Raw genomic sequence first — 25509 nt, forward strand, 5'->3', positions numbered from 1 at the left:
AATTAAAAATGTAGAGTTAAGAATTAAGAATTTTGTGTAAAACTCTTTATTAACACAAAAGCCACAGAAATTACTCCGTGGCTTTCATGACTTTTAATCATTCTATTAAATTGGTTTGAAAATCAAATCACGGTAATCTAACATTGATTTACGGATTACTTCGTGGGCATCTTCACGGCCATAAACGTTTGAAATTTCGATGGCGTTTTTCTCGTCTGGTAAGCTCTTGTAAGTCAAGAAATAGTGTTTCAAACGAGTGATGATAGCTTCTGGAAGCTCGCTAATATCAGTATATTTTTGGTAAATAGGGTCAGCAACCAATACTGCAATGATTTTATCATCGGCTTCGCCTTTGTCGAGCAAACAAAGTCCACCAATCGGAATCGCTTGCAATAAAATATCGCCATGCGGAATATGGTGACTCGAAAGTACGCAAATATCCAATGGGTCGCCATCACCTTCTTGTACTTTGTCGGTTCCACGTTCACGAGCCAATTTGGCTACTTCTTCACCACAATAAGTTTGCGGAATAAAGCCATATAACGATGGAATAATGTTAGAGTATTTTTGTGGACGGTCAATTTTCAAATAACCCGACTCTTTATCTACTTCATATTTAATAGTATCTGACGGAACGATTTCGACAAATACTGTAACTCTCTCTGGGGCATTTTCACCTGCCGAAATGCCATGCCACGGGTGTGCTTTGTAAACTGGTTTCATAATCTAAGAATTCAAATTTTACGCAAAGAAACGCAATAAACAAGGATTTGGCAAATCAGATGTGTTATATTAACACATTGACAACAAACACAAAGAGAAAGTTTGAGTAGTTTTACTTAGCTGATTTTTATCTCGGCCCTACTCCCCTAATAAATATTGGGCAAGAAGTTTTAAAGAAATCAAAGATTGGTTAAGTTTGATGAATAAACACTCGCATTGTGTCGAGAATCATTTACCTAAATTTTATCAACAAAGAAAACATCTGATGAAAAAACTCCTAACTCTGGCTCTTTCGTTGTCGGCAATTTGTTCGTTTGGACAAAGCTCATTGAAAGTAAAAATTAATGCAAAAGCTGATGCCATCGACTCAAAAGTGATTACTTGGCGAAGAGACATCCACCAAAATCCCGAACTTGGTAATCGTGAATTTAAGACTGCCGCAAAAATTGCCGCCCACCTAAAATCGCTCGGAATTGAAGTACAAGAAAAAGTAGCTTATACAGGCGTTGTGGGAATTCTAAAAGGCGGAAAACCTGGTCCAGTTGTACTGCTAAGAGCCGATATGGACGCTCTACCAGTAACCGAAAGAGCTGATATTCCTTTCAAATCAAATGTTGTGACGGAATACAATAACCAAAAAACTGGTGTAATGCACGCTTGCGGACATGATACGCACGTAGCGATTCTGATGGGTGTGGCCGAAGTACTTTCGTCGATGAAAAATGAATTGGCAGGAACGGTGAAATTTTGTTTCCAACCAGCCGAAGAAGGAGCTCCAGCGGGCGAAGAAGGTGGAGCCGATTTGATGATAAAACAAGGCGTAATGGAAAACCCAAAAGTGGATGTAGCTTTTGGTTTGCACATCAATTCTCAGACCAATGTTGGGCAAATCAGGTACCGCTCTGGCCCAGAAATGGCTGCTGCTGACACTTATACACTCAAAATTAAAGGAAAACAAACGCACGGAGCAAGCCCATGGAGTGGCGTTGACCCGATTGTGACTGGCTCACAAATTGTGATGGCTTACCAAACAATTATCAGCCGAAATGTAGATATTACCGAAAACCCTGCTATTGTAACGGTTGGGGCTTTCAATGCGGGAATCAGAAGCAATATTATTCCTGAAGAAGCAACAATGATTGGTACAATCAGAACTTTTAGCGAGGCACAACAGCAGCTTATTCATAGAAGAATGCAAGAAATTGCAACTAATATTGCCGAAAGTGCAGGTGCAACGGCCGATTTGAAAATCAATATTGGCGTACCTGTGACCTACAACGACCCAAAATTAACCGAAAAAATGGTGCCAACGCTAACAGCTTTGGCAGGAAAAGAAAATCTGCTTCAAGCACCGCTGGCTACTGGTGCCGAAGATTTTAGTTTCTTTGGCAAAAAAGTACCTGCGTTTTTCTTCTTTTTGGGCGGAAAACCAATCGGAAGCACGGCGGCAGCTCCGCACCATACGCCAGACTTCTTTATTGATGATAGCGGTTTAGGCCTCGGCGTAAAAGCCCTTTGCCACTTGACAGTTGATTATTTTGAGAAGAAGTAAATGGAAAAATAGCGTAATCTATAAATTCATATAAATTTGTAGATTACATTCTATAAATTTATTCAAAACAATAAAAAAATTACTCATGCTATGCGAAGTTTCTGAATTTCGCAAGTGCGTAATACATTCTTTTGAACGCTTTTACAAAATGACATCAGGAGCCTCTGCGAAGATTTAAACTTCGCAGAGCAACCTCCCTACCTAAACCCCACAACCAAAGTAACCACTGACTCAGCAGGTATTTCAATACTCGTACCTTTAATTTTACTATAAGCTAAGTTCTTATCTTTTGATGTTATGTAGGCATTAATTATTTGATTTTTTGTAAGACTTGGCAGTTCAATTTGCTGATTTTGGGCAGGATTTACAATCACTACCACCAACTCTTTTGCACTTTTATAGGCCGAAACCATCAAATCTTTATTGTCGGTTTCGATTTTTATACGCTGCATTTGTGGTCTGACAAATCTTGAAAAATTACCAAATGCCCAAAGGAGTTTTGAGTCATAAACTTCGGCATCGAATTTATTGCTGTCATTTTCGCCTTTTACGCCATTATTGGCTACGTAAATCAAGCCATCTTTATAGTCATTGGCACTGACCGAAAGCCACCAATGCCACGCCGAAGCATTAGCGTAAGTCAAATCGGCATGAATAACTTTGGCTACGTATAAAGCGGTTTTCATGCCTAAATCTTGCCCACCACCTTCAATTTCGCCAGCGTTATCGCCCAAAATACAATATTCCGACTGCCAATAATTGATTTTTTGTTGCTGAATTTTAGCCGATAACTCTTGACGTTTACCGATTAGTTCGCTACTCGGAGAAGTCGTAAAATAGCTATGTCCACAAATCAGTTTTTCGACCGAATTTAAGTTGCCAACGTAGTTTTTGCTCGACTCCGAAAAGAAACTTTCAATCTGATTATCTTGTCCAACTTCGCTTCGGTTGCTCTTCGATTTGTACAAATAATCAATCTGTGCAGCATCCGAAATCACAACTTTTGTGCTTAGTTTTCGTTCGGTCATTTTTGTGTCGAGTTTCCGCACTGCCCAAGCCAAATCTTCATTGTTGATGGGCGTTCCTTCCTGCGAGCCAAATCCCGATTTTGATTTTGGCCCCCAATCCCACTGCGGTTCATTGAATGGACTGATATAATCGAATTTCAGTTTTGCCGAAACTTCCGCCAGAAAACCAGTAAAATCATCAATTTTGTTTTTATCGAAATTCCAATCTCCCAACTTGCCGCTACCAATTGCTAAGCCATTTTTTGTCATCGAAACTGGGGCAGAATTCAAGAAACCCAGCGTAAAATCTACGCCGTTGCGTTTGGCTGCTTCCAAAAACCATTGTTGGCCACGTTGTTTGTTCCAGTTATATTTTCCATTCTCTAAAAAGCACTCGGCTCTACGCCATTCGTTCGTGATTTTGCTATCAATTCCTTGTTCTGTACTGCCCGCACCGATGTTAAATCTCCACATCGAAAGCCCAATTCCTTTTGGATTTCCTGCTTGGTCGAGTTCTTTGCTAAATAAAAGACTCGCAATTTTTTCTCGCTTTTCGACAGGATAATTTTCTCCCACCATCTGCATCGACCAGCAATCCGATGCCCCAAAACTGTGAATCGTTTGGTAGGTAGTTTTTGTGTCTATTTTTAGTTTTTGAGAGAAACTGATTTGAGAAATAAATAAGAGAGAGACGAATAATTGCTTCATTGGCTTTGGTGAATTGAATAAAATGAGACTGCAATTATAAGCAAAATCTCATTACTAATTCTTAATCCTTCAAACTCAATATTTCTTCAAACAAAAGAAACTCTATCACCCAAAGTTGTGTTTATATTCAGATAAGCTATTTCTATTTCTACCCAAAATTATGCAATACAAACTCGTTTCTGACTACAAACCCACTGGCGACCAACCGCAGGCAATTACCAAGCTCGTTGAGGGTATCAAAAAAGGCGAACGCTCGCAGGTACTACTTGGCGTAACTGGCTCTGGTAAAACCTTCACGATTGCCAATATGATTGCTCAGCTCGACCGCCCAATCTTGATTTTGAGTCATAACAAAACGCTGGCGGCCCAACTTTATGGCGAGTTCAAAAGCTTTTTTCCCGAAAATGCCGTCGAATATTTTATTTCTTATTACGATTATTACCAGCCCGAAGCCTACATTGCCACCACCAATACTTATATAGAAAAAGACCTTTTGGTCAATGAAGAAATCGACAAACTCCGACTTTCGGCGGTTTCATCGTTGATGTCGGGGCGGCGTGATGTCATTGTAATTGCATCAGTTTCGTGCATCTATGGTGCGGGAAATCCGACCGAAATGAAACGTAGTATTATTCAGATTGGGGTCGGACAAATCATTTCTCGCAATCAATTCTTGTTTCGTTTGGTCGAAATTCTTTATTCTCGTACCGAAGGCGAATTTATGCGTGGAAACTTCCGTGTCAAAGGCGACACCGTTGACCTTTACCCAAGTTATGCCGACTTTGCTTTTAGATTTATATTTTTTGGTGATGAAATCGAAGAAATTCAACGAATCGACCCATCAAATGGCAAAAAACTAAGTTCTGAAAAGCAAATTGCTATTTTCCCAGCCAATTTATTCGTCACTGGTCGAGACGTAATGGCCAACGCCATGCACCAAATCCAAGATGAAATGGTGAAGCAAGTAAAATATTTTGAATCTGATGGCCGATTATTGGAAGCTCAACGCATACAAGAACGCACCGAATTTGACCTTGAAATGATGCGAGAATTGGGCTACTGCTCAGGTATAGAAAATTATTCTCGTTATTTCGATAACCGTCAAGCGGGGCAACGACCTTTCTGTTTGCTCGATTATTTCCCCGAAGATTATGTAATGGTAGTGGACGAAAGCCACGCTTCAATTCCACAAATCAGATCCATGTGGGGAGGCGACCGCTCACGTAAAGAATCTTTGGTTGAATATGGTTTCCGACTTCCATCAGCCATGGATAATCGTCCGTTGAAATTCCAAGAGTTTGAAGAAATGGTTGGTCAAACCGTTTTTGTAAGTGCCACGCCAGCCGACTACGAAGTACGTTTGACAGATGGCGTTGTTGTAGAACAAATCATTCGTCCAACAGGCTTGCTCGACCCCGAAATTGAGGTTCGCCCAAGTATCAATCAAATTGATGATTTATTGGAAGAAATCAACGTAAGAGTTCAGCGAAAAGAACGTGTTTTGATTACGACTTTGACCAAACGCATGGCCGAAGAATTGAGTAAATATCTCGATAAAGTGGGCATCAAAGGTCGATATATTCACTCAGAAGTAAAAACTTTCGACCGTGTAGAAATCTTGCGTGAATTGCGTTTGGGTGTGTTCGATGTGTTGGTGGGTGTAAACTTATTGCGTGAAGGTCTCGATTTGCCCGAGGTATCGCTCGTGGCCATTATGGATGCCGACAAAGAAGGTTTCTTGCGTGATATTCGCTCTTTGATTCAGACCATTGGTCGTGCCGCACGTAATGAAAACGGCAAGGTTTTGATGTATGCCGATAGAATTACAGGCTCAATGCAGAAAGCTATTGATGAAACCAATCGTCGCCGAGCCATTCAGATGGAATACAATGCCGATAACGGTATTACGCCAAAAACTATCTTCAAATCGAGAGAAGCCATTATGGAACAAACTTCGATTGCCGACAGCAAGGCCACAACCAAGATGTATTACAACGAGCCTGAGCAAATTTCGATTGCTGCCGACCCAATTGTGGGCTACATGACCAAACCACAGCTTGAAAAACTCATAGAAGAAACCCAAAGAAAAATGGAGCGTGCCGCCAAAGATTTGGATTTCTTAGAAGCAGCTCGATTTAGAGATGAAATAGTGCAGTTGAGAGAGAAGATAAAAACCCCTAACCAGTAACGACTGCCGCCCTAAAGGGGGATAAAAGTAAGTTCAAGAGTTGTTTTAACTCTTGAACTTACAAAAAATCGTAGAAACAGAAACTCCCCTTTAGGGGCGGGGGGTGATTAAAACGGCAAATCATCGCTATTTCCACCAGCTAAATCGGGTGGCGGTGGCATCGGAACTGGAGCTGCTTTTGGAGCATAATTATTCGAGCTACCGCTGTTTCCAGCATAAGACGATTGTCCGCCCGATTCCGTTGATTCACCACCACGACGTCCGCCAACTAACTGCAATGTATTTGCTCTGATTTTCACGGTAGTTCTTTCTATATTCTCTTTATCAGTCCATTTTTCGGTTCTGATACGTCCCTCAATGTAAGCCGTGTCACCTTTTTTCAGGTATTGTTCGGCAATATTTGCCAAATTATCCCAAAGTTCAATTCTGTGCCATTCGGTTTGCTCAACACGCACCCCTTCTTTATTATTATAACTTTCTGAGGTGGCAATACTAAAAGTCACTACTTTACCTCCACTCGGAAGCGTTCTGACTTCGGGGTCTGAGCCAAGATTCCCCAATAAAATCACCTTATTTACTCCAGCCATTTTATATAAAATTGTTTAAAGATTGTTACGTAAATTTAACAAAAACTCGATACATCACAACTACTTCTTTGCCGAAAACCACGCACCTTTCAAATACTTTTCAATCAAAATCGGCTTTGGCAAAGCCTCTACTTCATCTAACGAATAAAACTCATATCCCGCAGGAGCAGTAACCTCTTCATTCAGTACAATGTGCCAAAACCTCGCCTCAATTCGTTGATGAGTTAGAATATGCTTGATGCTTTCAGAATATCCCTTAATTATTGCTTTCGACAGAACTTTGTTCAAAAAGTCATCATTGATTTCGTCCAATTCCAAAAGTTTTTCTTCGTTTTCAACCAAATAAAAATCATTCAGTCCAGTCCAAATATCACCTTCGGGGCGTTGGTGCATCAGAAAACTACCGTTTTGTTCAATGACAAAATAATCAAAGAAACGATTCCGCACTTTCACTTTTTTTGATTTTATCGGTAAAATCGCCTGCATTCCTTTGGCATTCGCCACGCACGATTCGGCAAACACACAAAACATACAATCAGGATTGGCTGGTGTGCAGTGAATCGCCCCAAATTCCATAATTGCCTGATTATAAACACTTGGCGACTCAGCCGAAATCAATTCATTGGCCAATTCCCCGAAAACTTTCTTTGCCTCATGACTCGAAATATCGGTCTCAACACCAAAAACTCTCGCCAGAACCCTGTACACATTTCCATCAACCACCGCTACTTTTTCATCAAACGCAAACGAAGCAATTGCTGCCGCCGTATAAGGCCCAATACCTTTTAGTTTTAGTAACCCAGCATAAGTATTCGGAAAAACTCCATCAAAATCATTTACCACAATTTTGGCCGTAGCGTGCATATTTCTCACCCTCGAATAATAACCCAAACCTTGCCAAAGCCGTAGCACTTCCTGCTCATCGGCACTTGCTAAGTCCACGATGGTTGGGTAATTTTCTACAAATTTTTCATAATATGGCGAACCTTGTGCCACCCGAGTTTGTTGGAGAATCACCTCCGAAAGCCAAATTTTATATGGGTCTTTGGTTTTTCGCCACGGCAAGTCCCTCTTTTTTGTGTGGTACCAAGCAATCAGAGCCTCAGAAAAAACATTTGTTTCCAATTTTTATAGAAGTTTGATGGTGTTTTATCGAAAAAATATTGTCTAAAAAGCACTCTTTGCCACCAATATATTTTGTAACTAACTAATTATGAAGTAATTACAAAAAAAAAGTTTAAAACTTTTTGGCAGAGTCTTTATAAATCCGCTATCTTTGCAAACCCAAAAACAAACCAAAGAGTTTGAATGTATCAAAGTGAAGTTTTCAAGACTGAAAATTTTGGTGTAAAAATTGTTGTATTTCACCTTGGTATTTTTTGAAAGTTAATTGATAATCTAAATAAACGTTTTAATCGTGACTAAAGCAGAAGTTATCGTTGCAATTGCCGACAAAACTGGCGTGGACAAAGCAAGTGTATCCACAACACTTGAATCATTTTTTGAAATTGTAAAGGACACATTGGCACAAGGCGATGCAGTTTATGTGAGAGGGTTCGGAAGTTTCGTAAATAAGCACAGAGCAGCCAAAAAAGCTCGTAATATTTCGGCAAAAACTACCGTTATGGTTCCTGCTCATTCGGTTCCAGGTTTCAAACCAGCCAAAGAATTTACTGAACAAGTAAAAGCATCAGTAAAATAATCTTTTAAGAATATTATGATTCTTTGAATAAATCATGGATAGCCCAACAATTTGGCTATCCATGATGTTCTTTAAGAGTATCATACATTCACAAAAACATGAAAAAAAACTTCATCATTCTGATTGTCATTGCGGTAGCCCTCACGGGCTTTCTTTATTCTCGCCCAAAGGTAGTCGTGAAAGACGAAGCTAAAGCGAATAGAGATAAGGTGTCGGAAACAAAGTCGGACGAAAAACATTCCGACGACGATGGCCACGACCACAGCGAGACTTCTCAAGCACCTAAATTATCGGCCGAACAAGAAAAACAATTAGCCGCACTGAAACAAAAACTGGCTTCGGCAAGCGATAAAAACCCTTTGTACGAGCAAATCGCACAGGTATTTATCAATGCCAATCGTTTTGATAGTGCCGCAGTTTATGCCGAAAAAATAGCCATCGCCAACCCAAGCACCGAAAACTGGATGCGAGCTGGCGACACTTATTATCAAGCATTTACGTTGTCGCTCCGCCAAGAAAATGTGGCTAACTACGCCGAAAAAACTCGTGCGTGTTACCAAAAAGTATTGGAGAAAAACCCACGACAACTACAAGCCAAAACAAATTTGGCAATGACCTACGTACAGTCAGACTCGCCAATGCAGGCAATCATGATGCTTCGTGAAGTAATTACCGAAGAACCAAACTTTGAGCCAGCTTTGATGAATCTGGGCGTACTTTCGATGCAATCGGGACAATACGATAAAGCCGCCGACCGCTTCAGACAGGTTATCCGAATCAACCCAAATAATTTCAATGCACTATTGGGATTAGGGTATAGTTTAATCGAATTGAAGGAAAAATCGCAAGCAAAAATTATTTTTGAAGATTTAAAGAAAAAAGTAAAAGAGCCAACTTTATTAGAAGAAGTAAATAAGGCTTTGGAGAGTTTAAAATAATTTGTTATCTTTGCGGTTCGATAAAAGCCTCGTCACCCCAAACCCCTAAAGGGGAGCGACGAAAAACAAAGGAAAATGCTTCTGGCCCAAAAACAGGTTAGAAAAATATATTAAGTTTATAATTATTAATTAAAAATATACTTTCACTCCCCTTTAGGGGTTGGGGGTTTAAATTATTACTATCATGCCTTGCGGAAAAAAAAGAAAAGGTCATAAAATGGCCACGCACAAAAGAAAGAAGCGTCTTAGAAAGAATCGTCATAAGAAAAAATAATTTTTCTTGAGGGTTAATAATCATTCATTACTTAAAGTAAACTATGATTATTAATCCTCCCCTTTTCATAGTCAAACCTAAACAAGTCATTAACCCCTTGATTCTACCTCAACTTTGAGTAACGAATTATATATCAGTACCACACAGAAAGGTGATAGAATAGCCCTTGTACAAGACAAAAGGCTAATCGAATATCACTTTGACGAGACGGAACATCAGTTTGCCGTCGGAGATATCTATTTGGGGGTAGTCAAGAAAGTTGTGCAAGGTAATAATGCCGCTTTTGTTGATGTTGGCTATGATAAAGATGGTTTTCTTCACTACAACGAGATTATCTCGTACAATTCTCTCAACAAATTCGTAAAAGACGTCATTGCCAAACGCCCAGTTAATCTTCGTTTGAAAGGCTTCAAGATGGAACCCGAAATCGAGAAATTTGGCAAAATCAATGATGTTGTTACGAAAAATACTCCCGTACTCGTACAGGTTGTAAAAGAGCCTATCTCTACCAAAGGCCCACGTCTTTCTTGCGATATTTCGATTGCAGGACGAAACGTGGTTTTAGTGCCTTTTGGCAATTCAGTTAATATTTCTAAAAAAATCACGAACAAACAAGAGCGTCAGCGACTACACAAAATGGTGTCGTCGGTGAAGCCCGAAAACTTTGCGGTGATTGTACGAACTGTGGCCGAAGGCAAAGATATGGAAGAGTTGAGCCGTGATATTGAGTTTTGTGTGGAGAAATGGGAAGAAGGAATGAAGGCTTTGCGTGATGCTAAGCCTCGTGACCGTATCATCAGCGAGATGGGTCGTGCATCATCAATATTGAGAGATATGCTCAATGATGATTTCGACAACATTTATGTTGATACTAAAGAAAATTTTGAAGGCGTAAAAACGTTCTTGCATACCATTGCACCCGATAAAGAGAAGATTCTGAAACTCCACACGGGCAAAAACAAACTTTTTGAGCAATACGGTATCGAAAAACAAATAAAATCGTTGTTCGGACGCTCAGTTAGCTTGCCAAACGGAGGCTATTTGATTATCGAACACACGGAAGCACTCCACGTAATTGACGTAAACAGCGGTAATAAATCAACCCAAGAAGACGACCAAGAGTCAACGGCACTGGCTGTAAACTTAGAAGCGGCAAAAGAGTTGTGTCGCCAATTACGTATGCGTGATATGGGCGGAATCATAGTAGTCGATTTCATTGATATGAAGAAAAGCGAGAACCGTCGCATTATTCAGGAAGCAATGAAAGAAGAAATGAAAGGTGACCGCTCGAAATATACGATTCTTCCGATTTCTAAATTTGGTTTGTTGCAAATCACTCGTCAGCGTGTTCGTCCAGAGATGAACATCGTTACTCGTGAAACCTGCCCTACTTGTAGCGGAACAGGCACGATTCAGGCGAGCATCGTGGTGACTGACCTCATCGAAAACAACCTCGATTATATACTTTCTAAACAAAACGAAAGTGGTATAAGCATTGTACTTCATCCGTTTATCTACGCCTATTACAGAGAGGGAATTATTTCAAAACAAATGAAATGGTTCTTGAAGTATAGAACATGGGTAAAACTCATCAAAGACTCTTCTATTGGTATCACCGAGTTTCATTTCCTCAATAAATTGGGCGATGAAATTGAGATTGGGTAATAACTTTATCTTCATTATATTTTTACCACTAAGGTACTAAGTACACAAAGCTGCACTTAGGGGAAATCTTCGTGTGCTTAATTTCTACATTTTATATTTCTTTCGTATCTTTCCAGTCATTTATTTGACCATCTTTTATAACCTCTACAAAACTCATTTTCTATGAAAAAAGTACTCGCTTTTTTGTTATTCCCCTTACTTACATTCGCACAAGAAGTTGATAAAAAAGAATGGAAACAGCTCTTTAACGGCAAAAACCTTGATGGTTGGAAAGTTAAAATCAGAAATTATGACCTCAATAATAATTATGGTAATACTTTTAGAGTAGAAGATGGTTTGATGAAAGTAAGATACGATGCCAGTGCTTATCCTGCTTTCAATGAGCGTTTTGGGCATATTTTTTACAAAGATAAATTCTCCTATTACAAAATTGCGGTAGAATACAGATTTGTAGGCGACCAAGCCATCGAAGGGCCAGGTTGGGCAACTCGAAACAGCGGAATTATGGTACATGGCCAAACTCCCGAAAGTATGGGCAAAGACCAAGATTTTCCGATTTCGATTGAGGTACAATTATTGGGAGGGCTTGGAAAAGGAAATCGTACGACTTGTAATGTTTGTACACCTGGAACAAATATTGTTTATCAAAACAAATTAGACAAACGTCATTGCATAAACTCGACTTCAAAAACGTATGATGGCGACCAATGGGTAAGAGCGGAAGTGACAGTTTTGGGTGATTCAGCCATTATTCATTACGTAAATGGTGAGAAAGTTTTGGAATACCTAAAACCACAAATTGGTGGTGGAAATGTAAGCGGACACGACGAAAAACTCATGTCCGAAGTTAAACTCTTGAAAGAAGGTTCGATTTCATTACAGAGCGAAAGCCACCCCGTTGATTTCCGTAAAGTTGAGTTATTGAATCTTTGTGGTTGTACCAACCCAAAAGCATCGAATTATAAATCTTACTACGTAAAATCTGATAATACTACTTGTGTTTATAAAAAGAAGAAAAAGAAGTAATTTCTCGATAGAACTAAGTGTATTTTCTATGAAAAAAATAATGTTATTGGGCATTTATTGCTTGATTTTATCATCAGTTTTTGCCCAAAAACAACCTCTTTGGTGGAAACAGAATAATCTAAGAGTTATTCAGACAAACCTACCCGCCTACGAAGCCGCTACCTTAAACCCTGATTCATTAGTCAAGGATTTAAAAGACTTTTCAGCCAATACCCTCTTGATAAATGCGGGCGGAATTATGGCTTTTTACCCAAGCAAACTTCCATTTCATTACATCAACCCGTACATGAAAGATAATAATATGTTGGGAGAAGTGGTGCGAAAATGCCATGAAAATAATATCAAGGTAATTGTCAGATTTGATTTTAGTAGAGTACACGAAAGTATCTTTAAAGTTCATCCAGATTGGTGTTATATTTCTCCCAAAGGTGAACGCATCATTAATACTGATATGTATGTGGTATCTATCAATGCACCTTATGTGCAGGAGTGTGCTTTTAAAACCATTGAAGAGGTGATTGACAGTTTTCCGATTGATGGGATTTTCTTAAATATGCCAGGTTATCAAGTCAATAATCCGTATGAGGGAAAGTATCATGGAATTGACCAAAATGAAGCCGATAAAAAGCGGTTTGCAGAATTTAGTGGTGGATTGAAATTACCAATCGAAGAAAACAAAGCCGATAGTGTTTTTCAAAAATATCTCGAATTTAAGAAATTCACGGTTGAAGATTGGGCCGAACGATTGAACAAACTTGTAAAATCGAAAAACGAACAAATTGCGATTTGTACTTATTTCGATAAACACGTTGATATTATTCGGCATGAATCTCAGACGAATAGCTTGCCTTATTGGCCTTATTCTGCCTCCGAAAACGTCAATAGTGCCTCAACTTCGTTTCCAACACATATTATCAGTAATAGTAGTATTCAGCAAATTTCATTTCAGTCTCGGTATAACGCCGTTGAGCCAGAGGAAGTTGGAATTAGGCTCTACGAAAACATTGCCAATGGTTCAGGCTTGGATATTAGCATGATGGGCGATATGAGAGGCTACGAGGATGAGCGTAATTTTGATGTTATAAAAAAGATATATGCTCATCACAAAAAGCATGAACCGTATTTTGGGAAATATACTTCTGTTGCTAAAATCGCTATCGTTGCTCCAGGTTCGTGGCCGAGTGGTTTGCCAATGCAGGAATATCGAGGAATTCAGTTGATACTAAAAGAGGCCCATATTCCCTTTGATTTAATCGAAGATTCGCAAATCGGTCATTTATCTGAAAAAATAAAGCAGTACAAATTATTGATTTTACCAGATATAACTTACCTAAACTCAGCTTCGATAAAAACACTTAGGGAAGCATCTGAGCAAGGTGTCAATTTGATTGCGACCAACACTACGATGTCTGATAATCCTGCGTTACTTTTAGAACTTTTTGGTGCCAAAATCATAAGCAAAGACAATGAAGGAAGTGGAAATTACTTGAGTCCGACCAATAAAGAACTTTTCAAGCGATTTGAGAAGCAAAAAATGCTATTTTGGAAGTTTAATTTAGGCAAATATGATTTTAGTGCAGCAGATTCGGTTTTTCTTCCAATATTAGCCAAAGGCCGTCCTGGCCCTCCCGAAATTATTGGTGGCCATGAGCCAACTGGTTTTTATGGTATGGGGGTAAAGATAAAAAAGCAAAGTAAAAACATTTTATTACCAATTAATTTAGGACGACTTTATTATTTGCATGGTTATGAAGAGCATAAGAATATATTGCTTGATGTGATAGACTATGTTTTTCCAGAAGCAAATGAATTGATAACAACGAATGCACCCGAGCGAGTAGAACTTATTTTGCAAAAATATAGCAGAAATATAGTCGAAAATAAGCAGAAGACTACGAATGATGGTATGATTCTGCACCTTGTAAACCTGACAGGTTTTAGTGGTAATACTTATTTTGAACCATTACCTGTTTACAAACTTGATTTCAAGATAAAGGCTGATTTCAAACCTTCAAAGGTATTTTCGATGGTGAGTGAGAAGCCTCTTAAATTTGTTTGGAAAGATGGTTATGTAGAATTTCAGCTCAATCAACTCAATGCTTTTGATGGAGTAGTTATTGATAGATAGATAGAAAATGAAATAAGCTCTTCCGAAAAATCCGAAAGAGCTTATTTTTATTTACAGAATTTTTTACTTCAATGAATTTATCCAAGCGGCTATCTTCAAGGCATCGGCTCTCGGAACTTGCGGCATTGGAGCCATTTCGGTGGCATATTCTGGCCAGTTTTTAGGCTGTGGTTTATAGATTAATTCTACAATTTTCGTGTCCGAATATTTTCTTTTTGCTACATCTTTAAACGCAGGTCCAACCATGCGTTTGTCGGCTTGGTGGCAAGCCACGCAAGTATGTTTCTGCAATAATGGTTTTACCTCATCAAAAGTTGGTGCTTTTGCTACGGCTGCGGTTTTCTTAGCATTCACATCATCAGGCGTTGAAAGTTTTACTACGGCAGTTGCCTTGGCATCTACTTTCAAATTAGCTGGGCGTGGAATATAGCTACTCATTTTTTCTCCACTCGGAATATTATTGAGTGTATAAAATGCCAAACCGTGTAAAAGCGTTTTTCCTTCGGTGTCTTTTACTCCATCAGCTTTTAGTTCGTGAATATAATGCTCACGCAGGCCATCAACCAATAATCTTACTTTCATACCATCGTCTGATATTTTTAAACCTTTCACGGTCAAAAACTTCTCATCAACGGTTGGGCTACCGTAAACTGGTTGATATTTGTAAATAAAGCTACGGATTTGATAGTTTTTGAAATCAGCGGCTATTGCTTTATTCACAGGCTTCGTAAACTCAACCTCAAAACCATCTGGTGTGGCCTTCATTGTTTTCATCTCAAAAGGCATTTTTCCTGTCCAAACCAAGCGTTCGATACCAGCAGTTGTTGTACCTGCCGACCCCCATCCACGATTGGTTTCACCGACAAACATTGAGCCGTCATTACCAAAAACCATACGAAGCGTTCCCGACTGAAAACCATCTTTAAAAGGAAATGCCGCACCTTGATATTCGCCATTTACTTTTTCAATGAAAACACGTGTTAAGTTACTTTTTCCTTGGTCGCCCACAAAAAGTTGACCTGCAAATGGGCCAAAAGCACCATTTGTCTCGTCTTTAATAATTTCAGAAGTAGAAATACCCAAAACTCCGTGAGGCAACCAAACGGCTGGCAATTTTAGCTCTGGAATATCTTTTTTCATTTCAAAAAGATACTTTCCACGCTCAGTTTCGATGTTTTCGGGCTTTATATAATAACCATTAGCATCTTTAGTTTTGCGAGGGTCGATTTTTGCATAAAGTTGCTCAGTAGTTAGTTTTACTGGTGAATTTGGCTCGCCAGTCCAACGCAAACCCGCTGGATGCCCCATGAAATCGCCTTTGTTTACTTGAGCAATAAAGCCCGAGCCCATCCAGTCGCCTTGATTATCGCCGTACCAAAATTCGCCATCAATTGCACCGATTCCGCACGGAGAACGCATACCCGTTGCATAAGGCTCGACTTTTCCATCTTCCGAAATCTTCATTGCCCAACCTCTACCAGGTCGGCGACTTTCGCCTCTCCACCATTCTTCATCACCAAATGCTACGTTTCCAGTAATAATCATTGAGCCATCTGGCATCAGTTTAGGACCAAAAGTATATTCGTGGTAATGCCCCGAAATTGGTAGATTAGCCACAGTTTCATAAGAATCAGCACGACCATCGCCATTTTTATCGGTCAATTTGGTCAATTCGCCACGTTGAGCACAATAAAACGAGCCATTTTTATAAACCAAACCCAAGATTTCGTGCAAACCACTCGCAAATTTTCGGTAATACGGAGCAGTGCCAACATTCATGTAAGCGTTGTTGATAATCCAAATATCACCACGACGTGTAGCCAAAGCCACATCGCCCGAAGGCATGGTTGTGATACCGCCCACTTCCAAAAGCATTCCTTCGGGAACGGGTAGCGTTATGATGCGGTAATACTCATTTTCGGCAGTATTTTGGGCAAATACGCTCGAAAATGTCATTAACGAAATAAATATTTTTATGATGTTTTTCATTTGAATTCTTTTTAAGTTTTTAGAGACGCCTCAATTTTACCAAATAATCGAATAAGTAATTTTCTCACCTACTGGAGCAATCAATTCTTTCATTCCTGCTGATTCACGGATGCTTGGCGTACCTTCGATCACTTTTATATAGTAGCTGTTTTCGCCGATGATAAATAAACCTTCGCTTGCCTTTGTAATATTTTTGGCAACTGCCAATCTTGCGTAAAGATTTGCTGCTGAACCTTTTACCGTAATCTCACGCTTAAACATTTTTCCGTCTTCGCTTGGTGTGGTTTTATCCGATACGTTCACGCCTGCGTAATCATACTTAAATGTTGGTTGGCCTGCTTCATCTAACTCATAGCCACGTGGGCGATAAGACGCATCTAAATCTCCCCATGCAGCAGATGCAGAACTAAGTACATTCAAAAGTGGAGCATCGCCAAGCGAAGTCAAACTTCCCATTGGTTTTGAGCTACCATCACCACGGTCGTTCCACATTGGTGTTGTGTTTAAGAAACCACCTTTCCAGATTTGGAATAAAGCAGCGTTATCTAAATCATAAGTAAAATGAATATTTTCTTTGTTTCCGACCGAAACTGCGTGCACAACTCGTTTACCTTTTTCGCCTTCACGAATATCCATGAACGAACGAAAAACTACTGGTTCGGTCGTTGGGTTAAGCATAATTGGTGAAGTTGGATTAGCCACCAAAGTAGAGTTTGCGTAGTGAAGTGCTTGTTTACGAATCGTTGCTGATTCAGCATAAAGTCCCAGAGCGGGAGCTAACCAACCATCGGCTTTCCAATAATACATTTCAAAATCAACATCGCCCGCTGGGAGGTCAATCGTTGCTTGGCGACTTTCGCCCGAATTTAACCAACCATTTTTGAAAGCATCTACTCCGTTGATTTTCATTTGAGTGTTTCCACCGTGAACTGCCGTAAAAGTATATTTTCCAGCATCTGGTACATTGATTTTACCAATATATTTTACAGCAAACTCATTCTCGGCATTGCTCACATTCCAATTTAAGAGAGCCACATTACCACTTGTTTCGGGCTTGATTTTCTCAATATCAGCTACTGTGCGGAAATTTCCTTTATAAACACCAAATTTCAAATCTTTAAATGTAAGAAATTTTTGATTGAAGCTTTTGTATTTGATATTGCGAAAAGCCACATTACCATGGTCACCTTGAAAACGCAACGGACCTTGCAAAACTTCGTTATCCACCAATGCTCCACGAGTTGGGCCTGTGAGTTCGACGTTTTCGTGAATCAGAACACCATTTAAAATGATTGATAAGATTTTTGCATTGCTGATTTTCTTTCCTGCGGCATCGAAGCGTGGAGCTTGAAACGAAATCTTGATGTTTTGCCACAAACCTGGGGCTTTGGCTACATTTAGGCGTGGTGCAATACCTTGATAACCTTTTGAACCTTCAGGTTTTGATTCGTCCCAACGTTCGTAAATTCCACCAACATCACCATATTTAGGATTTTTCTTTCCCCAGCTATCATTCAACTGAATTTCGTAACGACCTTGTAGATAAATACCAGAATTAGAGCCTTTTGCCATCATAAAATCAAGGTCGAGATCTAAATCACCGTGTTCCATTACGGTCAGAATATCTTTGTCGATGCCATATTTCCCGATTTCGTGCTTGCACGATAAAATGCCTGTGCCTGGTTCGGTTGCTGTAATATTTGTTTGGTCGATACTTGCAGTGATACCGCCAACAATACTCCAGTTTTCTTTGATAGGTCTGAAAGCTGACATATCATTGAGCGGAAGCACTTGTTGGGCGTAAGTTGTACTTGCCCAAAGGCCACAAAAAATGATGTTTTTAATGAAGTTTTTCGTCATTATTGAGATATTAAGGTTAAGATAACAAAGATAGAAGCAAAAAATGATTTGAAACAGAGTTTTTAAAAAATTTTAATATTCCAAGATTTGTAATTTCCTCTCGTGTTTTGTCGTAAACTTGCACTGAAGTAGCACAATTCGGAGAATTGTGTTTGCGTTAATCACAATTCTGATATCGGGTCGCCGAAGCGATTGTGCTACAAATACTCAAATTATTTTACATGAAATCTAATCGTATTATTCTGATTTTAATTTTTTTTGGAGTTGGATATCTACTCTACTACAAAGATAAGGCTGGCCCAATTGGCAGCTTTTGGAAAACTGTAACAGGTGTTTTTGAATCGAAAGGCTCAAAATCAGAAGAGAAAAACCCATACAAAGCCCCCGAACCAGACACCGAAGCAACCGCTACTAAAGGCGATGAAAAATATGATGATGTAGCGACGGCAAGCAATAAAAAAGACGAACAAAAAAGTAATGACAAGCAAGAAAAAGAAGATGATTCGTCGATTTTTGATAAAATAAAAGACAAAGTTTTTAATACCGATACCCAAGAAGAAAGCACTGATAATGGCGAGATTCCTGATTTTACATTTCCTGCCATTCATAAAGGTGATGAAATCATCAAACACAAAAACTATACCCTTCGCTACGAAGAAGACTACGAAGTACCTGCATGGGTAGTACATAAATTGCGTGGAGAATATACTCGAGGAACTGCCAGCCGAGGCGATAACCAATTTATGCCCGACCGCAAAGTAAAGGATAATTCGGCTCTCTCAGGCGATTACAGCAGCACTGGCTATGACCGTGGACACATGGTACCTGCTGGTGATTTTAAATGCTGCCAAGAGTTAATGACCGAAACTTTTTATATGAGTAATATTGCTCCGCAAGTACCCGACTTCAATCGTGGTATTTGGGAAAATATTGAAAGTAGAATCAGAGGTTGGGCGGTGCGAGACGAAGAATTATTTATAGTTACGGGGCCAGTTCTGAGGAAAGGGTTACCTACCATCGGTCGATACAATAATGTAGCAGTACCTGAGTATTTTTATAAGATTGCGTTATTTTACCAGCCAAAATCGGGTAAAAGCCCTCGAATGATTGCATTTTTATTGCCAAATGAGGCTTTGTTTGGCAAACGAATGAATAGTTTTGTTGTTTCGGTTGATGAGGTAGAGAAAGCGACAGGCTTAGACTTTTTTGCCAAACTTCCTGCCGATATTCAAACTAAACTGGAAGCCAATAGCAGTTGGAGCGATTGGACAAAAATTCAGTAATCCAGAATAATTCTCAATTACTCATTCTCAATTTTCAATTAAACTCCTAAATCATGCGTTTTAAATAGAATGCGGCTACTTTCAGCTCGCCTTTTCTTCTGAAGAAAAACTCTACTTCTTTGCCTTCTTTACGAGACAAAATCTTGTATATCTCACTGATAGTCAAATCTTTTACATTTTGACCATTGACAAATATTAATTCATCACCTTCTTGTAAACCCGCTGCATCGGCCGGCGAGCCTTCGATTACTTTATTAACCACATATTGATTAAAATTATCTCCTTTTGCTCGTACATCTAAGCCGCTCATATCATGCTCAAATGATTCTTTCATTCGGTTTCGCAAAGGCTTCATAATCATATAGCCATCACGGTAATTGAGCGTTACGGTAAAGCGACGTAATAATTCACAACCTATACTGCCTTGACGTTTGGTATCATCAGCAGTGAATTTCATACTGAACGATAAACTATCGGGAAACGACGCCAAAATATTCTTCATTTCGATACTTCCCATCTTGATTTTATCAACACGACCAATATTTCCGTTGATTTCGCCGTTTAGTCCACGGCCCAAATTGGCACGCATCACTCTATCTGGCAAATGAATTGGTTCTTTTTCGCCTGCATTCAACAAAAGTGCATGACCAGCACCAGTATCTATTACCAACCGCATCGGAATTAGTTTTTGGTCGTTGCTTACCATCGCAATCGCATCGGTATATGGCTTCGATTGAGTCAATACAATCGGATACTGTGTGCCCATTGTTTTTTTGTACTTAAACTTTTTTGGGTCAGTAAGGGTGAGTTTTTTATTCTCAAAATCAATGGTTACGACGAAGTTGCTGAAAATATCATGTCCGAAAATACCATGAATCGGCACACCCAAAAACTCTGATAATTGAAGCACATCATCATCTAACACTACCAAACTTTGCTGACGGGCAACCACATCGCCAATGCGGATGGTATGACCCACCGAAACATTCGCCATCAAAGCCTCTCCCTCGCCAGCACCTGCAATTTTCACACGACGCACGTATCTAACCCCCAAAGATAAAGCACGTTTGGGGTCGGTAACGATTGTTGAACTAACGCCAGTGTCGAGTATAAAACGAAGGGTATCAGAACCATCAAGTTGGGCTTTTAGTACAATGAGATTGGCGTGTAGGTCAAAGTCAAATTTAGCTACTTTCTGATGTTTCCCAATAAAATGATAGCCATAACGGTCATCCTTTTTCCTTTCTTTTTGAGCAAAAGTCAACTGACTGATTATCAATAAGATAGCTATCAAGCGGAGTTTTAGTAGATTTTCCATAGCTATTTCAAATGTAACACGAGATAATATAATATAATTTTAAGGAAAAATAGTGTTTTTCCACGAATAACAACACGAATTTATGTAAAATAGTTTGAGATTTCATACTTATTTTTGAATTATTTTCAAGAAAAAAGGCTCCAAAAGACACTTTTTAGAGCATTTCGAAGAATCTTCTCATAAAAAGCTCTGGCTGCTTATGAGAATGTAATTTTTAGGAAAATAAAAGCCTATTTTTGTGGGTCATTTAAAACAAAATTTTGTCGATGAAGATTCTGCTTACAGGAGCAACGGGTGGTCTGGGATTTCGGACTTTAGAACGTTTGATTGAAAATCCGAAAGTCGAAAAAATAATAGCTACTGGGAGAGTAATCAGACCAACACATTTTGTTGAAAACAGCAAAGTAAATTATCAACTTGGCAATTTAGAAGATGCCGATTTTGTCTCGCAACTCGTTGAGCAAGCTGATTATATCGTTCATGCAGCCGCACTTTCTTCACCGTGGGGAAAATATGCTGAGTTTGAAAAAGCCAACGTATTCACGATGAAAAACTTGATAAATGCTGCTAAAAAGCACCATATCAAGCGATTTGTGTATGTTTCGACTCCGAGTTTGTATTTCAACGGCCAAGACAGATTTGATGTAAAAGAATCTGACCCATTACCAACAGCGTTTGTCAATGCCTACTCAAAAACAAAATATGAAGCAGAGGTGGCTTTAGAAAAATCAGGTATTCCGTACGTGACTCTGAGGCCACGTGCTTTAATTGGTCGTGGCGATACGATTATTATGCCTCGATTAATCAGGGCTTTTGAAGAAGGAAAACTAAAAATTATTGGTGATGGAAAAAATATAGTAGATTTGACCTCGCTCGCCAATGTAGCCGACTCGATTGAACTTTCATTATTTGTTGGCGATACTGGACTCTATCAGATTTACAATATCACCAACGGCGAGCCAGTAAAACTTTGGGAAACGATTGAAAAAGTGCTTTCAATGTTGGGTCATGAAATGAATAAAAAGAAAGTCCCCTACTCGGTGGTAAAATTCATTTCGCAAATCATGGAATTGAAAGCAAAACTTACCAATTATAAAGAACCAGCCTTAACAACTTACGGTGCAGGAATTTTAGCAAAATCATTTACGATGGATATTTCAAAGGCAAAAACGTTTTTAGGGTATTCACCAAAAGTATCAACCGATGAAGCAATTGATGAGTTTGTGAGTTGGTATTTAGTGGAATCATGAAAATCACCTCATCCCAACCCTTCTCCTTCGAGGAGAAGGGCTTAAAAATCAGAACTTAAAAGTACTGGTCTAAAGGTGAAGAGAGTTGTAACCCTCTCCTTCGGGGAGAGGGCAGGGTGAGGTCAGTACTTTAATAAATTCCATTGCAAATAATGAAAGAAGTCAAATTATATCTCGGCTATGCGGGTTATTGCGAAGCCAAAGAAAGCCACAGCATCAGAGGTGGAGCAAATAAAGGCATCAAGTTTCATGCGTTATTTGGGCTGATTCAGCACCCCGAACAAGGCTGGATTTTGTATGACACTGGCTACACAAAACGATTTTATGAGTGTACGAGAAATTACCCGAATAAAATCTATGCCAATATGACCAAAGTTTTTGTGACTGAAGAAGATGAAATAAAGAATCAACTCAAGCATTTCAACCTCAAACCAAATGATATTAAGCACATTATCATTACTCACTTTCACGCCGACCACGTGGCAGGTTTGAAAGATTTTGATGAAGCAACTTTCTATTGCTCAGGAGCAGCGTTTAGTCAATACAATAAAATCAGCAAATTTTGGGCTTTCAGTAAAGCAATTTTAAAAGACCTAATTCCCGAAGATTTCGAGAAAAGGCTGAAAATTATTGAAGATTATGGAAAACTCCTCAACGATGAAATATTTGGTAAAAAATATGATTTATTCGGTGACGATTCTTTAATAATCTACGATTTACCTGGCCACGCTGCTGGACAAATCGGCGTAGAATTAAAGACCCAAAAACAGCAATATTTTCTGATTGCAGATGCTTGTTGGAACAGGAAATCTTACGAACAGATGTTGCTTCCGCCATCAATCGTCAGGTTATTTTTTGATTCTTGGCAAGACTTCAAGGATAGCCTTCAAAAAGTAAACTTATTTCATAAAAAATTTCCAGAGATAACGATTGTGCCTACGCATTGCTCGGCAACAACGTCGGCTCTTGTTTCAACTCATTACGACCTTGATGCTCTTTAAATTATCCATTTTATATTATTTAGCAGAAATAAAACTATCGAAATGGCTTTACGTCAACAACATTGGTTTTAGACGAAACTGGATAATCAAAAAACTCATTCAACATTGCTCTACAAGTTTATTTTATAAGGATTTCTCTCAGAAGGAGAATAGTTTCGCAGCTTTCCCAATTATCAATAAAGCCATTTTTATGGCAAATTTTAATGCTATCAATACTGTAAATATCATACTCGAAAAAGCTTTGGTAGTTGCGATAAAATCGGAAGAAAATAGAGATTTTTCGCCAACTATCAAGAGTATTACAGTCGGCTTATCGTCGGGTACGAGCGGAAACCGAGGTGTGTTTTTGGCAAGTGAAAAAGAACGAGCCTATTGGGTAGCTTTGGTGTTAGATAGGGTGTTGGGATTTTCATTCAAAAAACGAAGCATTGCATTCTTTTTACGAGCCAATAGCAATCTTTATGATTCAGTAAAATCAAAATTACTGGCATTTCATTTTTTTGATTTGCTCAATCCGATTCACACTCACATTGAACGTCTAAATGCCTTACAGCCAACTATTTTGGTAGCCCAACCCAGTATGTTACTTGAATTAGCGAATGCGATTGCAGCCAATAAACTTGACATAAAACCAACAAAGGTTATTTCGGTAGCAGAAGTTTTAACGCCCGAAGATAAAGCCTATTTGAGCAACATTTTTAAACAAACCATTCATCAAGTTTATCAATGCACCGAAGGTTTTTTAGCCAGCTCGTGCGAACACGGTACGTTGCATTTCAACGAAGATTTTCTGATAATCGAAAAGAAATACATCGACCAAGAGCAAAGCAGATTTCACCCAATTATCACTGATTTAAGGCGGCGTTCACAGCCCATCATTCGATATGAATTGAATGATATTATTCAAGAAAAAACAAATTGCCCGTGCGGCAGTAAATTTTTGGCTATCAAAGCCATCGAAGGGCGTTCAGATGATATTTTGATTTTTAAGAATATTGATAATCAAGAAGTTAAAATCTTTCCTGATTTTTTCAGACGTGCCATTATTTTATCTGATAATACCATCAGTGATTACGCTTTAATTCAAAACGAGCCGAATCATTTAATGCTTTTTATAAAAAGTCAGCACGAAGAATCATTTAAACTGGCTTATGCAGCAATTCAAGATTTACTAAAAAAAAATAATATTTTTGAGGTCGAAATAAGTCAAATAAATCATAACCATACCCTCAGAGGCCAAAAACTTAGAAGAATAAAAAATGATGTCAGGAAAACCTATTAAGATAGTCGGTTTGGGAAAATATCTCCCGCAGGAAGTTTCATCGGCCGATTTGGAACAAAAACATGGTCTTCCTCAAGGTTGGTCAGAGAAATATTCGGGCGTAAAATCTCGGCATCATATTACATTTGAGTCGATTGGCTACATGGGAGCAAAAGCCATTGAGCAAGCCTTAGAAAAATGCCAAATGGAGCTGAACGATATTGATTTGCTGATTTCGGCAAGTGCAGGTTTTGATTACCCGTTGCCGAGCCAATCGAGCATCATTAAGAGCGAACTCAAAGATGGAATGACGGTCAATATTCCTGCTTTGGATGTCGATTCGAGCTGCTTGAGTTTTGTGAGTGCATTTGAGATTGCATCAAGTTTGTTAGATGGCAAAAAGTATAAAAATATTGTCATTGTCAGCAGTGAAATTGCCTCAACTGGCCTAAACCCTAATAACTGGGAAACGCTAACACTTTTTGGTGATGGAGCTGTGGCGGCCATTTTACAATTCGACTCCAATACTGATTCGGCTTACCTAAAAAGTACCATGCAGACTTATTCCGAAGGTGTTTATGACTCAACTTTCAAAGGTGGCGGCATGAAATTATTCTTCAAAGACAATCCTTACGACCCCGAAATACATTCGTTTGCCATGAATGGCCGAAAATTATTGCGTTTGGCTAAAACTCATTTGCCCGATTTCATTGATGCGTTTTTCGAGGATATACCTATCAAAATGGAAGAAACCAACGCCATCATTCCGCACCAAGCTTCAAAACTGGGTGTTTCAATTTTATCAAGTTTATATAAAGTAAAAGAAAACCAAGTTTTGGGTAATTTGGCTACTTACGGCAACTGCATTGCCGCTTCCATTCCGCTGGTTTTGCATGATGCAGTTGAGTCGGGTGCAATCAAACGAGGTGATATTTGTTTCATTATCGGTACTGCTGCAGGCTTTTCGATTGGGGGGCTTTTATTGAAATTTTAGTTTTTCAATTTAAATTCATTTCCGTCTGCTTTAGCTGACGGAAACTGTAAAAAAT

At 39.0% G+C, this 25509-nt stretch carries 19 protein-coding genes; 12 read left to right on the forward strand and 7 right to left on the reverse strand.

Features of this window, described 5'->3' with window-relative positions; all coding sequences use genetic code 11:
• Positions 1–105 precede the first annotated feature (105 nt).
• On the reverse strand, positions 106–723 hold the full coding sequence (locus IEX65_RS14420) for an inorganic pyrophosphatase (RefSeq protein ID WP_188766782.1): 618 nt from the start codon (positions 721–723) through the stop codon (positions 106–108).
• Between the two features lie 265 nt (positions 724–988).
• Here IEX65_RS14420 and IEX65_RS14425 point away from each other — a divergent pair, with 265 nt between their 5' ends.
• The gene (locus IEX65_RS14425) at positions 989–2275 is read left to right on the forward strand and encodes an amidohydrolase (protein ID WP_188766783.1); all 1287 of its coding nucleotides are present in this window, start codon (positions 989–991) and stop codon (positions 2273–2275) included.
• A 197-nt stretch (positions 2276–2472) separates the two neighbouring features.
• Here the strand turns inward: IEX65_RS14425 and IEX65_RS14430 are convergent, their stop codons facing one another.
• On the reverse strand, positions 2473–3990 hold the full coding sequence (locus IEX65_RS14430; protein ID WP_188766784.1) for a glycoside hydrolase: 1518 nt from the start codon (positions 3988–3990) through the stop codon (positions 2473–2475).
• 160 nt (positions 3991–4150) lie between these two features.
• Between IEX65_RS14430 and uvrB the strand changes: the two genes are divergently transcribed.
• Entirely contained in the window at positions 4151–6178 is a 2028-nt protein-coding gene (gene uvrB, locus IEX65_RS14435) for an excinuclease ABC subunit UvrB (protein ID WP_188766785.1), read from the forward strand.
• Positions 6179–6285: 107 nt separating this feature from the next.
• Here the strand turns inward: uvrB and IEX65_RS14440 are convergent, their stop codons facing one another.
• Together IEX65_RS14440 and mutY are read right to left on the reverse strand one after the other, a co-directional pair.
• Positions 6286–6765 carry a single-stranded DNA-binding protein gene (locus IEX65_RS14440; RefSeq protein ID WP_188766786.1) on the reverse strand — a complete coding sequence of 160 codons (480 nt, stop codon included), beginning with the start codon at positions 6763–6765 and terminating at the stop codon, positions 6286–6288.
• Positions 6766–6825: 60 nt separating this feature from the next.
• Entirely contained in the window at positions 6826–7890 is a 1065-nt protein-coding gene (gene mutY, locus IEX65_RS14445) for an A/G-specific adenine glycosylase (protein WP_188766787.1), read from the reverse strand.
• Positions 7891–8182: 292 nt separating this feature from the next.
• Here mutY and IEX65_RS14450 point away from each other — a divergent pair, with 292 nt between their 5' ends.
• The 5 genes from IEX65_RS14450 to IEX65_RS14470 all read left to right on the forward strand — a co-directional run bounded on the left by IEX65_RS14450 (position 8183) and on the right by IEX65_RS14470 (position 14498).
• The gene (locus IEX65_RS14450; RefSeq protein WP_188766788.1) at positions 8183–8467 is read left to right on the forward strand and encodes an HU family DNA-binding protein; all 285 of its coding nucleotides are present in this window, start codon (positions 8183–8185) and stop codon (positions 8465–8467) included.
• Between the two features lie 98 nt (positions 8468–8565).
• Positions 8566–9405, forward strand: coding sequence for a tetratricopeptide repeat protein (locus IEX65_RS14455; RefSeq protein ID WP_188766789.1), 840 nt, complete (start codon positions 8566–8568; stop codon positions 9403–9405).
• Positions 9406–9793: 388 nt separating this feature from the next.
• A complete protein-coding gene (locus IEX65_RS14460) occupies positions 9794–11344 on the forward strand; it encodes an Rne/Rng family ribonuclease (protein WP_188766790.1) in 1551 nt (516 codons plus the stop codon).
• A gap of 162 nt (positions 11345–11506) precedes the next feature.
• Positions 11507–12370: a 3-keto-disaccharide hydrolase gene (locus IEX65_RS14465; RefSeq protein ID WP_188766791.1), complete on the forward strand. Its 864-nt coding sequence runs from the start codon at positions 11507–11509 to the stop codon at positions 12368–12370.
• Between the two features lie 28 nt (positions 12371–12398).
• Positions 12399–14498 carry an alpha-amylase family protein gene (locus IEX65_RS14470; RefSeq protein ID WP_188766792.1) on the forward strand — a complete coding sequence of 700 codons (2100 nt, stop codon included), beginning with the start codon at positions 12399–12401 and terminating at the stop codon, positions 14496–14498.
• Between the two features lie 63 nt (positions 14499–14561).
• On the opposite strand, the gene IEX65_RS14475 is transcribed toward IEX65_RS14470, so the two are convergent.
• A complete protein-coding gene (locus IEX65_RS14475; protein WP_188766793.1) occupies positions 14562–16487 on the reverse strand; it encodes a c-type cytochrome in 1926 nt (641 codons plus the stop codon).
• A gap of 36 nt (positions 16488–16523) precedes the next feature.
• The gene (locus tag IEX65_RS14480; RefSeq protein ID WP_188766794.1) at positions 16524–18347 is read right to left on the reverse strand and encodes a 3-keto-alpha-glucoside-1,2-lyase-like domain-containing protein; all 1824 of its coding nucleotides are present in this window, start codon (positions 18345–18347) and stop codon (positions 16524–16526) included.
• Between the two features lie 221 nt (positions 18348–18568).
• Between IEX65_RS14480 and IEX65_RS14485 the strand changes: the two genes are divergently transcribed.
• A complete protein-coding gene (locus tag IEX65_RS14485; protein WP_188766795.1) occupies positions 18569–19630 on the forward strand; it encodes a DNA/RNA non-specific endonuclease in 1062 nt (353 codons plus the stop codon).
• A 46-nt stretch (positions 19631–19676) separates the two neighbouring features.
• Here IEX65_RS14485 and IEX65_RS14490 read toward each other — a convergent pair whose 3' ends face one another.
• A complete protein-coding gene (locus IEX65_RS14490) occupies positions 19677–20948 on the reverse strand; it encodes an aspartyl protease family protein (protein WP_188766796.1) in 1272 nt (423 codons plus the stop codon).
• 266 nt (positions 20949–21214) lie between these two features.
• Between IEX65_RS14490 and IEX65_RS14495 the strand changes: the two genes are divergently transcribed.
• The 4 genes from IEX65_RS14495 (at position 21215) to IEX65_RS14510 (ending at position 25454) form a co-directional block, all read left to right on the forward strand.
• Positions 21215–22198 carry an NAD-dependent epimerase/dehydratase family protein gene (locus tag IEX65_RS14495; RefSeq protein WP_188766797.1) on the forward strand — a complete coding sequence of 328 codons (984 nt, stop codon included), beginning with the start codon at positions 21215–21217 and terminating at the stop codon, positions 22196–22198.
• Between the two features lie 152 nt (positions 22199–22350).
• Complete coding sequence (locus IEX65_RS14500) at positions 22351–23199, forward strand: MBL fold metallo-hydrolase (protein ID WP_188766798.1); 849 nt, start codon at positions 22351–22353, stop codon at positions 23197–23199.
• Positions 23189–24481 (forward strand): F390 synthetase-related protein, encoded by a 1293-nt coding sequence (locus IEX65_RS14505; RefSeq protein WP_188766799.1) that lies wholly within the window; start codon positions 23189–23191, stop codon positions 24479–24481. The genes IEX65_RS14500 and IEX65_RS14505 overlap by 11 nt, the downstream gene beginning before the upstream one ends.
• Positions 24459–25454 (forward strand): 3-oxoacyl-[acyl-carrier-protein] synthase III C-terminal domain-containing protein, encoded by a 996-nt coding sequence (locus IEX65_RS14510; protein ID WP_188766800.1) that lies wholly within the window; start codon positions 24459–24461, stop codon positions 25452–25454. The genes IEX65_RS14505 and IEX65_RS14510 overlap by 23 nt, the downstream gene beginning before the upstream one ends.
• Positions 25455–25509: the final 55 nt, after the last annotated feature.

This window comes from Emticicia aquatilis, from assembly GCF_014644295.1.
GTDB lineage: Bacteria > Bacteroidota > Bacteroidia > Cytophagales > Spirosomataceae > Emticicia > Emticicia aquatilis.

Bases quoted from the DNA above. Each gene is read 5' to 3' on its own strand.
- IEX65_RS14420 (WP_188766782.1), bottom strand. From the start codon at position 723: ATGAAACCAGTTTACAAAGCACACCCGTGGCATGGCATTTCGGCAGGT.
- IEX65_RS14425 (WP_188766783.1), top strand. From the start codon at position 989: ATGAAAAAACTCCTAACTCTGGCTCTTTCGTTGTCGGCAATTTGTTCG.
- IEX65_RS14430 (WP_188766784.1), bottom strand. From the start codon at position 3,990: ATGAAGCAATTATTCGTCTCTCTCTTATTTATTTCTCAAATCAGTTTC.
- uvrB (WP_188766785.1), top strand. From the start codon at position 4,151: ATGCAATACAAACTCGTTTCTGACTACAAACCCACTGGCGACCAACCG.
- IEX65_RS14440 (WP_188766786.1), bottom strand. From the start codon at position 6,765: ATGGCTGGAGTAAATAAGGTGATTTTATTGGGGAATCTTGGCTCAGAC.
- IEX65_RS14455 (WP_188766789.1), top strand. From the start codon at position 8,566: ATGAAAAAAAACTTCATCATTCTGATTGTCATTGCGGTAGCCCTCACG.
- IEX65_RS14465 (WP_188766791.1), top strand. From the start codon at position 11,507: ATGAAAAAAGTACTCGCTTTTTTGTTATTCCCCTTACTTACATTCGCA.
- IEX65_RS14470 (WP_188766792.1), top strand. From the start codon at position 12,399: ATGAAAAAAATAATGTTATTGGGCATTTATTGCTTGATTTTATCATCA.
- IEX65_RS14475 (WP_188766793.1), bottom strand. From the start codon at position 16,487: ATGAAAAACATCATAAAAATATTTATTTCGTTAATGACATTTTCGAGC.
- IEX65_RS14480 (WP_188766794.1), bottom strand. From the start codon at position 18,347: ATGACGAAAAACTTCATTAAAAACATCATTTTTTGTGGCCTTTGGGCA.
- IEX65_RS14485 (WP_188766795.1), top strand. From the start codon at position 18,569: ATGAAATCTAATCGTATTATTCTGATTTTAATTTTTTTTGGAGTTGGA.
- IEX65_RS14490 (WP_188766796.1), bottom strand. From the start codon at position 20,948: ATGGAAAATCTACTAAAACTCCGCTTGATAGCTATCTTATTGATAATC.
- IEX65_RS14495 (WP_188766797.1), top strand. From the start codon at position 21,215: ATGAAGATTCTGCTTACAGGAGCAACGGGTGGTCTGGGATTTCGGACT.
- IEX65_RS14500 (WP_188766798.1), top strand. From the start codon at position 22,351: ATGAAAGAAGTCAAATTATATCTCGGCTATGCGGGTTATTGCGAAGCC.
- IEX65_RS14505 (WP_188766799.1), top strand. From the start codon at position 23,189: ATGCTCTTTAAATTATCCATTTTATATTATTTAGCAGAAATAAAACTA.
- IEX65_RS14510 (WP_188766800.1), top strand. From the start codon at position 24,459: ATGATGTCAGGAAAACCTATTAAGATAGTCGGTTTGGGAAAATATCTC.